The 17,072-nt window shown below is 32.6% G+C and carries 7 protein-coding genes; 2 read left to right on the plus strand and 5 right to left on the minus strand.

Going from position 1 to position 17,072, the window contains the following annotated elements:
- Nucleotides 1–30 precede the first annotated feature (30 nt).
- The 5 genes from O6P34_RS02715 to O6P34_RS02735 form a co-directional block, all read right to left on the minus strand.
- Nucleotides 31–3,291 carry a VCBS repeat-containing protein gene (locus O6P34_RS02715; RefSeq protein ID WP_269685798.1) on the minus strand — a complete coding sequence of 1,087 codons (3,261 nt, stop codon included), beginning with the start codon at nt 3,289–3,291 and terminating at the stop codon, nt 31–33.
- Complete coding sequence (locus O6P34_RS02720) at nt 3,284–6,601, minus strand: VCBS repeat-containing protein (RefSeq protein WP_269685799.1); 3,318 nt, start codon at nt 6,599–6,601, stop codon at nt 3,284–3,286. Before O6P34_RS02720 ends, O6P34_RS02715 begins: the two co-directional genes overlap by 8 nt.
- Before the next feature lie 274 nt (nt 6,602–6,875).
- A complete protein-coding gene (locus O6P34_RS02725; RefSeq protein ID WP_269685800.1) occupies nt 6,876–8,390 on the minus strand; it encodes a RagB/SusD family nutrient uptake outer membrane protein in 1,515 nt (504 codons plus the stop codon).
- A 10-nt stretch (nt 8,391–8,400) separates the two neighbouring features.
- Nucleotides 8,401–11,376, minus strand: a complete 2,976-nt coding sequence (locus O6P34_RS02730; RefSeq protein ID WP_269685801.1) for a SusC/RagA family TonB-linked outer membrane protein — start codon at nt 11,374–11,376, stop codon at nt 8,401–8,403.
- A gap of 529 nt (nt 11,377–11,905) precedes the next feature.
- Nucleotides 11,906–13,912, minus strand: a complete 2,007-nt coding sequence (locus tag O6P34_RS02735) for a kojibiose hydrolase (protein ID WP_269685802.1) — start codon at nt 13,910–13,912, stop codon at nt 11,906–11,908.
- A 195-nt stretch (nt 13,913–14,107) separates the two neighbouring features.
- On the opposite strand from O6P34_RS02735, the gene O6P34_RS02740 reads away from it, so the two are divergent.
- Nucleotides 14,108–15,694 carry a glycoside hydrolase family 32 protein gene (locus tag O6P34_RS02740; protein ID WP_269685803.1) on the plus strand — a complete coding sequence of 529 codons (1,587 nt, stop codon included), beginning with the start codon at nt 14,108–14,110 and terminating at the stop codon, nt 15,692–15,694.
- 49 nt (nt 15,695–15,743) lie between these two features.
- The gene (locus O6P34_RS02745; RefSeq protein WP_269685804.1) at nt 15,744–17,069 is read left to right on the plus strand and encodes a sugar porter family MFS transporter; all 1,326 of its coding nucleotides are present in this window, start codon (nt 15,744–15,746) and stop codon (nt 17,067–17,069) included.
- The last annotated feature ends 3 nt before the right edge of the window (nt 17,070–17,072 follow it).

Here is a 17,072-nt window from a genome sequence, read left to right on the forward strand (position 1 = left end):
TAATTTAATTATTTGGTTAGTCATTTTTTATTAATTCTTGGCTGAAGGCATTTCATATAGCTCTACTTTTTTATTATTAATGGTTACTAAAATATACTTTTTACCATTAAATTTAATAATATCAAGATGTCTAACCGCTTTCTGAGTCAGGTCAATTCCGATTTGATTACCTAAAAATATTGTTTTTTCATTTTTGATTAAAGCACCCGAAAATCCATCAAATTTACTGTGATAAGGAGAAACTCCAAAATAATTTCCAGCAGCAAATACTTCTTCTTTGGCATCCGAATCAAAATTTGATTTCACAAAACACGTTATTGGAGCAACCTGCATTTTATTCGAAAAAGGAACAAAAGTGAATTTTCCATTTTCGTTTTTTAAATACCCCGATTTTAAATTATGAACTTCAAATAAAGTTCCTTTCTCCAACATTTTTGGATCAAAAACCTCTTCTAAAGTTTTACCTGCAAAAGATTTATAACTGTTGAATTTCTTTTTTAGCATTCCACTAAATTGTTCTGCTAATTCGTCCAGTCCCATTGTAGTATAATATTGTCCTTTTTTCTCTACAGCAACGATAGTTTCAAATGAGCCATTTGTATCAAAATCATCATAATACATTTTCATTGGAAATTCTTTTGAGGCTTTAAATTTAGAATTCATTCCCCAATTCCCCACTAAATAATCTTCATCACCATCCTGATCAATATCAAATGGAATTACAGATTGCCACAATCCATTGCTCTTTTCCGGAAAAACAGTTTCGGTTACATTAGTAAATTTCCCGTTTTTATTTGCAAAAAAGGTAGGCTTCATCCATTCTCCAACTAGAATTAAATCTACTTTTCCATCTTTATTAAAATCACTAAAAATAGCATCGGTCACCATTCCTATTTTTGAAAATGTTTGACCTTCAACAATAGTAAAAATGCCTTTATTGTTGTTTAATAAATAGCAATCCGGCAAGCTGCCAAATCTATTATTGATAGAATTATTCCCAACAAAAAGATCTAAATCACCGTCTTTATCATAATCAAATGTTTTTACCACCGAAGCATTTTGGACCAGTTTTGGCAAAACAGACTTAATAAATTGGCTGCTATTATTGCTATACAAACGGTCTTGCAAATCAGATGCATTTTCCCCACCGCCCGAAGCTACATATAAGTCATTTATTTTATCATTATTAAAATCTCCAATTACCGCTGAAGCATCTTCAAAAATGGAGTCTTTTTCTATTTCATTAAAAGATTTTTTTGTAAAACCTTTAGGATTTTGAAGATATACAGCTGCTTTTTTACCCTTAGAAGCTCCAAAGAAAATATCATCTTTTCCATCGCCATTCAAATCTCCAATAGCAGTTGCAGCGCCTCTATCTGAACGCTCATAAGGAATTAATTTTTGGACCAAAAAGTCAATAAAATCATTTTCCTGATGCACAAAATCGATTCCTAAACCTGTTTCTGACTTTTTGAAAATTGGCATAACAGACGGATGCAATTTTTTATAATCAAATAGTTTTCGGTCTGTATTTGCTTTTATGGTCAGCGTTTGATTAGTCTTAACATTCTTTATCGTTTGAAACGTTTTATCAGGCCAAATGACTACCAAAGAATCTATTGATGTAATTTTTCCGTATCCAAAATGAATCATTGGTTCTGACGAAGATTGAAATCCTCTTGTAGTTTGTAATTCTTTGAACTGTTTTTTTCCTTTGTAATATGAAATCACTTTTGTTCCTATTCCGAAAGTATTTTGTCCTACGAATTGTAACTTTAATTTTAAATAATTTGATTTTCCATCCGTTTTATTGATGTATACAGAGGCAACATTATTCGTATTATTAGTAACAACATCTAAATCTCCATCATTATCAATATCAGCATAACCACTTCCATTTGAAATTATAGAATCATTTTCGATCCAATCAGCCGAACGATTTTTGAATTGTAAATCAGCCGAACCTTGAAAAACATAATTTGTTACATTTCCTTTTGGCATTCGTTTTAATGCTTCTTTATCTAAAAGTTTTGTTGAACTGATTTTGCTTTTTATTTGGTCATTCGAATAGTATTTCACATAATCCAAATCATTCGGACGTTTTGAAATTCCATTACTCACAAAAATATCCTGCTCGCCGTCTTGATCATAATCTGCAAATAAAGTACTCCAACTCCAGTCAGTTGCAGCGACTCCGCTCAACAAAGCCGTTTCGGTAAAATGCTGTCCGGCTTGATTCAATTGCAACATATTTCTGGTATATTGATAATGATAGCCTAATTTTTCGGTTCTCATTTTTAGCATTTGTACATTATCGTCGCCAAGAGAAGATTTTAGTACTTTTTCGTCTTCAGGAAGCATGTCTAAACTCATGATATCCGGAAAACCGTCATGATTAACATCCGCAACATCAACTCCCATGGAAAATCTGCTGGTATGTCCAAAATATTGTTTTAAACTTTCAGTAAAAGTTCCGTCTCCATTATTCAAATAGTAATAATCATCCTCGTGAAAATCATTCCCTATATAAATATCCGGATAACCATCTAAATTAAAATCGGAAACTGCCAATCCTAAACCATATCCATTGGCTCCTCCAAAAATTCCTGCTTGCTCACTTACATCAACAAATTTTCCATTGTCATTGCGAAATAACTTATCGCCACATTCATAGCTTCTTTTATTTCGAATGTTCATATTCCCAAAAGACAATTCAGAGTGAACCGCATGATTTAATAAATACATATCTAAATCTCCATCTAAATCATAATCAAAAAAAGCTGCTGATGAGCTGTAATTATCAAGATCTAAACCATATTCGGCGGCACTTTCAGTAAATGTATTGTTCTTGTTATTGATAAACAATTCATTTTTTCCTTCAAAACCATTAATTCCCACTACGGCACAAACATAAATATCTAGAAATCCATCTCCATTTACATCTGCCATAACAGTACCGGCATTCCAATCACTTTGACCTTCTACGCCTGCTTTTACAGAAATATCTTCAAATTTATTCTTGCCTTTGTTGAGATACAATTTATTTTTTCCTTGATTGGATGTGAAATAAACATCTACTAAACCGTCATTATTAATATCTCCAAGGGCTACGCCACCACCATTATAATAATAGAGATAATCTAAAATAGAGATATTTTTTGACTCTAATAATTGATTATTGAACGTGATATTACTTTCGTCAGAAGACAATTTTTCGAACAATTGGTCTTGTTTTTTGGAACAGCCAACGAATAGCAATGAAGCCAATCCTATTTTAAAAAAATTATTCATTACGTTTAAAAATTTTAGGAGCATTATTATTTATAACTGCTATAATTGAAATGCTCTTATTCTTGTTTTGTATCGTTTTTAACTGTTTCACTTCTCCTTTTATGAATAAGCCCGATTGATTATAAGGCATCCAAGAGAAAGTTCCTTTTTTATTTCCTAACAATACACTTCCATAATTAGCATCTAATCTGGAGAATTGCGGTTTGAATTCGTATTGGTTTCCACCCAAAATCAAATCTAAAATTCCATCATTGTTTACATCCATCGTACAAATAGTATTCACACAAGAAAACTGGACTTCTTTTGGCAACAGTTGTATTTCAAATTTACCATTCCCCTTATTAACAGCAATCACACTTTCCTGAATATTCACGGTCTTTTGTATTGAATTCTCAACTACATCTTGAGCGAATATTTCTTGGAATGATTTTTTTGCATAATCCGCATAACTCAAATTTTTCTTCTTGATAGATGGAATTTGTTTAGCCAATTCTTGTTTTAAATTAATTGGCATATCTTTATTCGCTATAGACCGTGTGGCTATTTGTTCAATAGTTCCATTACTGTCAAAATCATTTACAAATAATTTCATTGGACTGCCAGTAGTAGGTTTATATGGTGTATTGGTTCCTTTGTTACCCAATATCAAATCCTTTTTACCATCATTATTCAAATCTACACAACTCACAGCATTCCAAAATCCATGATAATCGGAAAGATTTGATTTAAATTCTGTCAATCTACGTCCTGTATTTTTGAAAATTATTGGTGTTGTCCAATCACCAACCAGAATCAAATCTTTTTTGGAATCATTATCAATATCTTCCCATACTGCATCTGTTATCATTCCGACAGTATTTATTTTAAATGCCTTTTTGTCCGTCACATTTGCAAAATTTCCTTTTCCATCATTTTCTAATAATAAATGTTTTGGATCTATCCCGTAAACACCAGGAACACTTCGGCTACCGATAAATACATCAATATCACCATCATTATCAAAATCATTTGGTGCAATTACCGAAACGTTGTTATTGGTTGTCGAAATAGTAGTTTTGCTTTTTATAAAAACTCCTTTACCCGTATTCAAGTATAATCTATTTTTATAATTGGCTTGATCGGATTTTTCATTTCCGCCAGAACCTACTAATAAGTCTTGGTCACCATCATTATCCGCATCAAAGAAACTGGCTGCTGTATCTTCAAAACTAGCATCGCTTTCTAAGTCTTTTTGTGGTAAAACAGCAAAAGCATCATTCCCTTTGTTGAGATAAATTTTTCCGGATTGTCCTTTGGCTCCGCCAATAAAAACATCCTCGTTTCCATCACCGTTAATATCAGCAATTGCTAACGAAGGTCCTTCTTGAGAAAGCATTTTGGATATTAATCCTTCATAATCAAAATCAATATAATCATTTTCTTTATGCGCTAAAAAAGAAGCTTTCTTTTCAGAAAAAATTGATTTTGAAACTGTTTTTTTAGGAACATAATTTAACTTAGCATCAGCTATATTCAAGTTGATTGTTTTGTCCTTTACAATTTTATTAATGGTTTGAAATTTACCATTTGGCCAAATCACTTGTAAAGAATCTATTTTCTTTGTGCCAATTCCAAACGTCATCACATAATCAATAGAGGATTGAAAACCTCTTGACGGAATCAATTCTTGTTTAATGATTTCACTACCAGAAAACAATTCAACAATACTTCCTAAAGCAAATTTATTTTGGTTATCGCCTTTTAACTTAACTTTTACAAAGTGGTTGTTTTTATTTTTCTCAGAATTATTCTTGTAAACAAACGCTTCCATATTGACATTATTGACAATCAAATCTAGATCACCATCATTATCTAAATCACCATAAGCCGCTCCATTTGAAAAACTTGGCGTATCTAATCCCCATTGTTGAGCTTCGTTAGTAAAGGTTGCGTTTTTATTGTTTTTAAATGCGTAATTAGAAATAGGTGTACTTGGCATTTTATTAATGATAGTCTCTATTTCTTCTTTCTTACCTGTAATCACCATTTTTTGCATGATATCATTAGCAAAAAAGTCCATGAAATCTTGGTTTGTTAAATCATGATAAATTCCATTACAAACATATATATCTTTATAACCATCATTATCCATGTCAAATAATAATGCTCCCCAACTCCAATCTGTTTTAGCTACGCCAGCATAATTAGCAATCTCTAGAAATTGATCGCTTCCATTGTTTAGCTGCAACGTATTTTGCATATATTGATTGAAAAAATCAAGATTTAATTTTCTAGTAAATAAATCATAATTATCAAATGTAGTGGTCGTTTTTAAACGTTCATCAGGCTCAGGCAACATATCCGTTACAAAAATATCTGCTTTGCCATCATTATTAATATCTGCCATATCAGCACCCATTGAAGACTGACTAATGTGCGAAGTCCAATTTTGAATTTGCTCAGCAAACGTTCCGTTTTTATTATTTATATACAAATAATCTCTTTCGTAAAAGTCATTAGAAATATAAATATCCGGATAAAGATCCCCGTTCACATCACCTACAGTAACGCCAAGTCCAAAACCGATAAGACTACCATAAATTCCTGAAGATTTGCTAACATCCGTAAACTTACCATTATCATTACGCAATAATTTATCACCTCCACCTTTAAGAATGTCTGCTACATCCCAATCTTTATCTCTTAACTCTCTTTTGTTAGAATAATTAAGACTACTTACTGGAATAAAACTATTATTTAAAATATAAACATCTAAATCACCATCTTTATCATAGTCAAAAAAGGCTGCGTGTGTGGTAATCCCTGTATCTGCTAAATTATATTCTTGGGCTTTTTCAGTAAATGTATTGTTCCCATTATTAATAAAAAGCTCATTATTTTGTTGACCACCTTTACTATTTCCAGCATTACAAACATAAATATCAAGTAAGCCATCTGCATTTATATCTACCATAACTACACCTGTAGACCAAGTTTTAGTTCCTCCAACCCCGGCTTTTTTAGTGATATCTTCAAATTTAAAATTTCCCTTATTAAGATATAATTTATTAGCACCAAGATTAGATGTGAAATAGATATCCGATAATCCATCGTTATTAATATCTCCAATAGCAACACCTCCACCATTATAAAAATTTCGGTATTTGAAGATATTCATGTTTTCTCCATTTTTGACTTCATTTTGAAAATTGATTCCCGTTTCGGATGCGTCAAGTTTGGAGAATAAAGAGTTTTTATTTTCTAGATTTTCATTAGAACAATTAGTAAAAAAAAGTAGAAAAAAGAAAAATAAAATAATACGATTAAACATATTTAAATACTATTTGATTAGGTAATTAGAGTATGCCAATTTATGTAATATTGATTATATAAAAAAATAAAACAACCAATAAAGCAGGAAGAAAAACGTTAAAAAATAGAGATTTTATCTATTATTTGTAAGAATAAAAAAGAGTTTAATTTATTGCAATAAATATTTTTTACTCTTGTATAAAAAAAGAAGAATGTGACTTATATAAAAAGATAAAGAGGGTAATAAATACCCTCTTTAAACTAACTCAAAACATAATTAACTTAACAATACCTTAGTATCCAGGATTTTGTGTTAGATTAGCATTAAATAATGCATCCGCAGGAATAGGGAATAAAACATATTTATTATCTGATACATATGGTTTTAATTCTCTAGCGGCTAAGAATGTTCCAAAACGAACCATGTCATTTCTTCTCCATCCTTCTAACCATAATTCTTTTCCTCTTTCAAGGTATACTCCATCAAGAGTAGCTGGTGAAGCAGCTTGTCCAGATCTTGCAGCTATATCAGTCATGATAGTACCTATTGAACCTGAACCACCTCTTAAAATAGCTTCAGCTTTCATTAATAATGCATCAGAATATCTCATGAATACAAAATCATTATTTGGCGTACCTAAGTTTGCAGCATCTGGAATATATTTTTCCATTCTGATACCTGCAGTTTCTAATGTAGCTCCGCTAGTAATTAAAGTTACTGCAGGAGTATAAACTAATGGATTTCCATTTCTGTCTTTTAATGCAACTAAACCACCTGGTTTGTACATTTGACCTATTTGCATACCTACTGGATTACCAAAATTAGTGATGATATCAGAATCAGCATTTTTGATACGTCTATCATTTGGATTGAATTTATTGTAGTATTCAGATACTATAGCAAAACCATTCCATCCATCAGGAGTTTGGTTGTAGTGCATACCCATTCTCCAGTGGTATTGGATTCCTCCGCCTGCACCACCTTGTACATTCTTAGCAGAGAATAAAATCTCTGGTGATGTATTGTTGGCTGGTTTGAAGTTATCCCAATAATCTTCAGATAATGAACTACTGATTGCATCAACATGAGATACAACTTTAGTCATATCAGCAGGATCAAAAGTATAAGGACCAGCTGCATCAGCAGCAGTAAATACACCTTTGTTCAAGTACAATTTAGCTAACAAAAAGTGAGCAGCATCAGCATTTGCTGTACTAGCATCATCAACTGTTCTAGCTGGCAATGAAGAAACGATAGCTTCTAATTCACTAATTACAAATTCAGTAGCTTCAGCTCTAGACCATACTTTAGGATCTTCAGTCAATTTAGATCCTGCCTCTCTGTAAGGAACTTGTCCAAACAAATCGATTACATTATAGTAATAGAATGCTCTTAAAAAACGAGCCTGAGTAACTTCTGAACCACTACCGTTTTCAATAACTAAGTTACAGTTGTATACTTGAGTCAATAAACTATTCCAAGCATTTCTAACCTCATTGTGATCAGGAGCCCAAGTATGTACGTGGATTTGTCTCCAAGTAGCATTATCATCCCAGTCACCACCACGAGTTGGTCCAACTAATGCGTCAGATGACATCTCATCTAATGCAAACATTTGTCCTTGTGTTTCAAAGCCTCTTAATCCTTCATAAGCACTAGTTAAAAGAGAAGCAGTATTTACTGTTCCTCCACCAGTATTAGATATAACAACACCATCTAATACTTGTTCATCAAGATTGGTACAACTTACACCTAATACAAGTGTACTAGTCAATAAGATGCTTTTTATAATATTATTTCTTTTCATCGTTTTTTAATTAAAATGTTACGTTAAGACCAACAGATACACTTTTGTCTCTTGGATATGATAAGTACTCCATACCAGCTGAAGGCACGCCATTCAATGACTTGTCAGTATCTACTTCAGGGTCAGTCCCTGAATAACTAGTGATTATAAACAAATTAGATGCATTTACATACAGTCTTGCAGTAGACAGTTTAAATTTATCTAAAATAGCTCCTTTAACTGTATAACCAAAAGTTAAGTTACCCATTCTTAAGAAATCTCCTTTTTCTAAGTATTTAGTAGAAGGTGAGTTAGGATCTCCTTGTGCTTGTGCAGAAGTAGCCGCTTCTTGAGTTGTGTTTCTACCACCTAAGAAAGCTCCTTTGAAGAAATAAGCATTAGAAGTATTGTTGTAGATGTAGTGTCCAAAAGCACCATAGAACGAAGCTCCTAAGTCAAAATTCTTGTATGTAAAGTTTGTATTGAAACCTACATTGATTTTTGGTAAAGGTTGTTTCTCTAATAATTTTTTAGCTGCTGTACCTAAACCCGTATCATTTCCTGCTGCATCAGCATAGATAGAAGCTCCTGTAGAATCATATCCTCTCCATTCGTACATATAATAAGAATAGATTGGTTTGTTATTAGTGATTACTTGTGCATAAGCACCAGATAAACCTTGACCATTAATTCCGCCTGTAGAAATGAATCCAGCAAAATTTGTCATTTTGTTACTTAAGAATGATGCGTTTCCTGAAACATCCCAAGTAAAATCTTCTTTGTCAATCACTTTATAGCTTAAAGAAACCTCAACTCCTTTGTTGATTAAGTTTCCTGGTAAGTTTTTGAAACGTGGAGATGGTGGTCCTGGTTGAGTAGCAGCAGCAGGAACTGGGAAAATTAAATCCTTAGTGTCTTTTTGGAAATAATCAATTGTACCTGTTAATTTGTTATTCAATAATGTGAAATCCGTACCAATACCATAAGATTTAGTGGTTTCCCATTTCAAATCAGCATTTGCATTACTATCAACATTTAAAGTCCCATTTAAACCATAAGCACCTCTAGCGATAGCTGAGTTAGGTGCAAATTCTTGGTTACCTGTTTTACCAATGTTTCCTCTAATTTTGAAATCATTAACTAAACCGTCTTTACCTTCAACTACTTTGTAAGCAATACCTACAGAAGGGAAATAATCGTATTTGTTATTAACTCCTAATTTTGTAGAACCGTCAGAACGTAAAGTTCCAGTAATGATTAATTTATTGTAGATAGTTGCATTAACCCTTGTAAAGTAAGATTGCAATTCTGTTCTATTTCTGTAAGAAGAAATTCTATACTCATTTTGAAGACCTCCTTCAATATTGTCAATTAGATTAGTTTGAGCAGGATTGAAACCTTTAGCGCTTGCAAAACTTCCGTCAGCAGTATAATCATAATAAGAATAACCTACTAAAGCATCTAAATTAAAATTAGCACCAAAGTCATTGTTATATGCTAAAGTATGCTCAAAAGTTTTGTTGAATTTATTTTGAGAATTAATTGAAGCATTACCATGTTTAACTTCTGAAGATCCAGGAACTGATACGTTAAAAGCATCTCCTTGAATAGCTATAGTTGGTAATAATTGAGTTTTTCTTGCTGAATTTGAACTTTCAACACCAAACAAGAAAGTGTATTTCAATTTACTATTAATTTTCCAAGTAGTATTGATACTTCCTAAAAATTTATTGGTATTGGTGAAATCATTATAAGCATCTAATAATTGAACAGGATTCAAATAAGTATTACTGACTACATGGTAAGATCCGTCTGGATTATAGATTGGCAATGTTGGATTCCAGTACAAAGCTGTACCAATCGCGTTACCAATATAACCTGAATCGTTAGCGATTAATGTAGTTCTATCTTTCAATGAAGCATACATAATTCTTTGCTCTACTTTCAAAGCTCCACCAAAGAAGTCATTTGAATTATAAACTGTAGCTGAGTATTTATCTAAACCTGTGTTTTTTACAATACCGTCAGTGTTAGAGGCACCCAGAGAGATTCTTGTATTAGAATTTTCAGTTGATTTTGTAAATGCTAAATCGTGATTCATAGAAAAACCTTTTTGCATAATAGCATCTTTCCAGTTGTAGCTTCTTGATCCTTGATCATCACCACCAGCAGCAACGAATTGCGAAGGAGTCATTACGTCAAAATTTCCTGCCATTTTACTGAATTGTATAGAAGTATTGTATGACAATTGAGGTGCTTTAGATTTCCCTTTTTTTGTTGTAATAACAATTACACCATTAGCTCCACGAGATCCGTAGATAGCTGTCGAAGAAGCATCTTTTAATACACTCATACTTTCAATGTCATTTTGGTTAACGAAATTCAAAGGGTTTCTTGCAGAAGAAGCTCCTAATAAATTATCACCACCACCAGAAACATTTCCTCCATCTAATGGCACACCATCAATAACGATAAGTGGTCCGTTACCAGAACGAATAGATGTATTACCACGTACTCTAATAGCAACTCCACCACCTGGCTCACCGCTTGACTGAGTAACTTGTACACCTGCAACTTTTCCTCTTAATAATTGAGCAGGAGAAGGCGAAGCTACATTGTCAAAACTTTTTGATCCAATTTGATCAACTGCACCAGTTGCATCTTTTTTCTTAACAGAACCGTAACCGATAACGACTACTTCTTTCAACTCAGCTGAGTCTTCTTTTAAAATTACATTAATTGTACTTTTTCCTGCAGCATTAATTTCTTGAGCTTTTAACCCAATGTAACTAAAAACTAGAACTGCTTTTGGACCAACATTTTTGATAGTAAATTTTCCATCAAGATCAGTTTGTGCTCCGTTAGTTGTTCCCTTTACCAATACAGAAGCCCCTGGTAATGGACCGCTAGAATCTGATACTGTACCTGACACATCTTGCGAGTAGGTCAAACTAGTACATAGCATGGTTAGAAACACCATTAAGCCTTTAATTAGACTATTTTTCATACGTAATAAATAAGTTGGTTAATAATTTGTTTAAATGGTTTGTTTTAAAACTTGGAATCAAACATAATAATAATTTTATGATAATATTATGATTTTACAAACTATAACGTTTTCGGTGGTCCGAAAACGTTTTCGATTTAAAATTAATACTTTAAAAAATTAGTATTAAAAATAAATTTAATATAAAAAAAACAAATTAAAAAAACACATAATGCTGTTTTTATACATTTATGACTACAAAAACGAATGTCAGAACCCAAAAAGCTCTTTTTTACCAAAAAAATATTGCGAATAATGCATGTTAACGATTTGACTAACAAAAAACTGATTTTTTAAAACACATTTTAACAATTCTTTAATAATTATAACCCCATTTGACATAAAACATCAATACAAAAATAAAGCGCTTAATAAAAACGTAATTGTGTACCGATAAGGCCAAAAAATAATGCAAAAACACGAATACCTTTTTTAATTCCGTTCAATTATGAAGAAATTAAAAAAGGTATTCGCAGCAAAAAAAAATCTATTATTCTATTGTAATCGTTTTATTGTCAACTCCGATTCCTATTATTTTTAACGATTTCCATTGTTTAGGCAACAATCCTTTGTTGTACTTCAACCCCATATCAGTTTGTTCAACTCCTCCAAAACCATAAATAACAGCCTGAAGCATAGCACCGGCACCAGTTGCAAAATAAGGATTATTACTATTAGCGGATTCTGAAAATACTCCAAAAGGCGGGCGGCTATTTGGCAAATAGGATTTTACAAAATAACTATAGGCCTTTTCTCTATCGCCTAATCGTGCATACAAAACAGATAAAACTCCTGAAGCCATAGCCGGACCATCTTTTTTATCAATTTTCTCAGCATAATATTCTAAATCTTTTTCAATTTGTGCTTTGTCTGTTATGATATGCAAAGGATACGCTAACAAATTCACATCGGCTTGTTTTATAATTTGTCCTTTATATCCTTTGTAATTTTGTGTAATACCATTTTCGTTATGAATCATTAATTTTTCTGAAACGTCTATCCATTTCGGATTAACCGGTTCATTCAAAAGTGTCGCTGCCTTTATCGTGTTTTTCAAAGACTCAATGGCCGATGCATTAGTAAAAGCATTATCATCAATGTGCTGCGCATATTCATCGGCACCAACGACATTCAGAATCGAATAACTGCCATCCTGATTTTTGACTACTCGGCTTACCCAGAAATCAGCCGTTTCTTTTAGAACTGACCATTCTTTTTTCAACCATGATTTATCTTGGGTATAACTGTAATAATTCCAAAAAGCAATAGATACATCCGCTGTAATATGTTGTTCAAAAATTCCGGTCAATGCCCAAGTTGGCGTAGCTTCTTCACCAGTATCATCAGATTCCCATGGATACATAGCTCCTTTGTATCCATAAATAAATGCTTTTTGTTTTGCTTTTTGCAAACGGTCGGAACGATAATCCAAACACGATTTAGCCATATCAGGTTGCAATGCTAAAAGTGTTGGATACATCCAAAGCTCGGTGTCCCAGAAAATATGTCCGTTGTATCCTTGCGATGATAATCCCATAGGCGCAATACTTTGTCTGGTATCAGGTCTGATGTATGAATACAAATTATACAATGCAAAACGAACGCGTTGTTGTGCATCTAAATCACCTTCAATTTGAATATCTCCTGTTTTCCATAATTCAGCCCAAGCTTGTTTATGACGATTAAGCAGTTTGTCAATTCCTTCTTGCAAAGCAAAAATAGGCTGACGTTCTGATTCGTTCAAAGGATCTGTAACATCTTTAGAAGTACAAATCCCTCCTGCAACTGCAAATCGGTATTTTTTTCCTTTTAAAAGTTTTTTGGCAAAACCAACTTCATTTCCGGTTTGTTTTAAAGTTTCACTTTGTCCGTCAAAAAGAAAAGTCGTTGAAGCCGCAACCGTATATTTCCCAGTTAATGTTTTTGCAGTTGTTCCAAAAACCGGCATCATATATTGATTGTCTTTTAAAACCCTGAACTGACTTTTTGCCTCTTTCAATTCTTCGGGAACAATCATATAATTATTAACCATGATATCAATATCCTTATCAGGAATAATTTCGACAATTGCCATAGCCGAAAAAGGAATTGCTCGGTTAGCCAAAATTGTGTAATGAATCTTTGCATAATCTTTAAACGAAAATGAAGTAGTACTTGTTCCTTCTTTCATCGAAACCACTTGACTCCAATTATCAATATTATCTGATTTGATTTCTTGATTGTTTATCGTCAAATGAAGATTCAAAAATTCAATTCCTCTCACAATTCTACTAATACCATTTTCAGGACTGCCATCATAAACTCCATTCAGAATAATTTCTTTTGTTTTTAAAGGAGTATCATCTGTAACGATTCCTATTTGTCCATTAGCCATAGCCACACCATAGTAATTCGCTCTTGAATTTGCATACAAATGCCATTCGTCTGATTTAGTTTGACCAAAAACAACCGGGCTGACTAATAAGATGAATAATAAATTTTTATAAATTGAAATCATATTTTTTATAATTTTATATTGATGTCAAACTTATGCTATTTATTTTTTTAAAGTGAATTTATTCGATTAACTCCATTAAATTTGAGACCGACAACGTTTTCGTAATTTCGAAAACGTTATCGATTTTGTCAAAATGAGTTTATACCAAAATGAATTCTATTTTTATGAATTAATACAATTACAAAAAAATCAATTATGGATTTTAAATGGAATAAATTATTCATTATAAGCATTTTAGAAATTTCATTAGTACTGACTTCTTGTAAAAAAGAATCGGATACTGTAATTTATGTTCCTACTTCTGAAACCATTACAATTGATTCTTCAGTAGCTTACAAAGAGCCTTTTCGACCACAATTTCATTTTTCACCAGAAAAAAAATGGATGAATGACCCAAACGGAATGGTTTTCTATAAAGGGACTTATCACTTGTTTTACCAATATTACCCGGAAGATATTGTTTGGGGTCCAATGCACTGGGGACATGCTACCAGCACAGATTTAATTCATTGGAAACATAAAAAAATTGCTTTATTCCCCGATAAATTAGGCTTAATTTTTTCAGGAAGTGCTGTTGTAGATATTGACAATACTTCGGGTTTAGGGACAAAAGAAAACCCTCCAATGATTGCCATTTTTACCTATCATGATATGGAAGGTGAAAAAGCAGGCAAAACAGATTATCAAACACAAGGATTAGCTTACAGTCTGGACGAAGGAGAAACTTGGGCTAAATATGAGAAAAACCCAATTATCAGCAATTTAGTTTTAAAAGATTTCAGAGACCCGAAAGTCTTTTGGAATGAAACTACCAAAATTTGGAACATGGTTTTAGTAGCCGGAGATCATGCCAAATTTTATACTTCTAAAAACCTAATCAACTGGACTCTTGAAAGCGAATTTGGTAAAAATATTGGAGCTCATGGTGGCGTGTGGGAATGCCCAGATATTTTTAAATTGAAAGTTGACGATTCCAATGAAGAAAAATGGGTTTTACTCATCAGTATAAATCCTGGCGCCCCAAATGGAGGTTCCGGAACACAATATTTCATAGGTGATTTTGATGGGAAAAGTTTTAAAACAACTCAAAAAGACATCAAATGGATTGACAATGGCGCTGATAATTATGCCGGTGTCACATACAATAACGCACCTGAAAATAAACGAATATTCATAGGCTGGATGAGCAATTGGTCATATGCCCGAGATACTCCTACAAAAAACTGGAGAAGCGCTATGACAATCCCAAGAGAACTTTCTTTGGCTAAAATCAATGGTGATTATACCCTAAAAAGTGTTCCTGTCGAGCAATTCCAAAAGCAACGAACCACAGCCTTTTCCAAAGATAAAATTACCCTTAAAGCAAATCAAAAAACAACAATTGATTATGCTAATTTGAATCAGTCTGAAGTACAATTAAATGCCAAAAATGAGAATTTAAAATTGGTTTTTTTCAATGATGTAAAGGATTCTCTGGTTATAAATTATGATGAAAAAGGAAAGACTTTTGCTATTGACAGAAGACATTCTGGTTTAGTGAGTTTCGAAAAAAGTTTTGGAGAAAAAATTCACCATACTAAAACCTCAAATATAGTTTCAGAAACAATCAATTATCAAATTATAATGGATTGGTCTTCTATAGAAATTTTTCTGAACGGCGGTGTATACAGTTTTACTGAACAAATTTTTCCAAATAAACCATATACAAAACTCATCATTCAATCTGATGAAAATCAAGAAATTAAAAACTTAACAATCAATAAAATAAAAGGAGTCTGGTAAAAAATTACCTTTTATAAACAACCAAAATCACTAACCAAAAACCAAAATAATGAATAACAGAAAAATACTTTATTGGTCCATTATCGTTGCATTTGCAGGATTTTTATTTGGATTTGACACCGTAGTAATTTCAGGTGCGGACAAACAATTGCAACAATTATGGGGTTCCTCTGATTTGTTTCACGGATTGGTAGTCATGTCATCGGCATTATGGGGGACGGTTATTGGTGCCATATTTGGTGCCTATCCAACTAATATTTTAGGTCGAAAAAAGACGTTAATAATCATTGGATTATTATTTTTCATTTCTTCAATTGGAACTGCTTTCGCAAATGATCCAATATTCTTTTCCATTTTCAGATTTCTTGGCGGAATCGGAATTGGGGCTTCAACAATTGCTGCTCCAACTTATGTTTCTGAAATTGCTCCTGCTAAGGACCGAGGAAAATTAGTCGCTTTGTACCAATTCAATATTGTTTTTGGAATTTTAATTGCCTTTACATCCAACTATTATTTACAAGATATTGGAGAAAATGCATGGCGATGGATGTTAGGAATACAAGCTTTTCCATCTTTTATTTACACACTTTTAGTATTTGGAATTCCGGAAAGTCCACGTTGGATTTTAGAATATAAAAAAGACCGAGAAAAAGCAGTTGCTATTTTGAAACAAATCAATAGCGAGGCAGAAGTGGAAGCGGAAATCGCAGCTATTGAAAAAGAAACCTCTCACGAAGGAAAAAACGAATCTATTTTCATGGCAAAGTACAGGAAACCTTTACTATTGGCTTTTTTTATTGCTTTTTTCAATCAACTATCTGGTATTAATGCTTTTCTATATTATGCACCTCGAATTTTTGAATTGGCCGGGTTAGAAAAATCAGCTTCTTTTTTGAGCAGTATCGGAATTGGAGTGATTAATTTAATCTTTACTATGATTGGAATATCGTTAATTGACAAATACGGAAGAAAAACGCTGATGTATTTGGGTTCAGTAGGATACATTATTTCTTTGGGATTAGTTACCACAGCTTTCTATTTTGAATGGAAAGGAATGGCTGTTCCGTTGTTTTTCTTCTTGTTTATTGCCTCACATGCCATAGGTCAGGGAGCTGTAATTTGGGTATTTATTTCTGAATTATTCCCTAATAAACTAAGAGCTGCCGGAACCTCTTTTGGAACTTCTGTTCACTGGGTTTTAGCCGCATTGATTCCTTCTTTCATTCCGTTTTTATTTAAAGAAATTGGAACAACAACTGTTTTTGCCATCTTCTGTATTATGATGGTTTTCCAATTGCTTTGGGTGTTCTTAAAAATGCCGGAAACCAAAGGACGCACATTAGAAGAACTATCAGAAAGTCTATCAAAAAAATAAAAC

Source organism: Flavobacterium lacustre (genome assembly GCF_027474525.2).
GTDB classification, from domain to species: domain Bacteria; phylum Bacteroidota; class Bacteroidia; order Flavobacteriales; family Flavobacteriaceae; genus Flavobacterium; species Flavobacterium lacustre.

Excerpts from the sequence above, each read along its gene's own strand:
- O6P34_RS02735 (WP_269685802.1), bottom strand. The coding sequence starts at position 13,912 with ATGATTTCAATTTATAAAAATTTATTATTCATCTTATTAGTCAGCCCG.
- O6P34_RS02740 (WP_269685803.1), top strand. The coding sequence starts at position 14,108 with ATGGATTTTAAATGGAATAAATTATTCATTATAAGCATTTTAGAAATT.
- O6P34_RS02730 (WP_269685801.1), bottom strand. The coding sequence starts at position 11,376 with ATGAAAAATAGTCTAATTAAAGGCTTAATGGTGTTTCTAACCATGCTA.
- O6P34_RS02745 (WP_269685804.1), top strand. The coding sequence starts at position 15,744 with ATGAATAACAGAAAAATACTTTATTGGTCCATTATCGTTGCATTTGCA.
- O6P34_RS02725 (WP_269685800.1), bottom strand. The coding sequence starts at position 8,390 with ATGAAAAGAAATAATATTATAAAAAGCATCTTATTGACTAGTACACTT.
- O6P34_RS02715 (WP_269685798.1), bottom strand. The coding sequence starts at position 3,291 with ATGAATAATTTTTTTAAAATAGGATTGGCTTCATTGCTATTCGTTGGC.
- O6P34_RS02720 (WP_269685799.1), bottom strand. The coding sequence starts at position 6,601 with ATGTTTAATCGTATTATTTTATTTTTCTTTTTTCTACTTTTTTTTACT.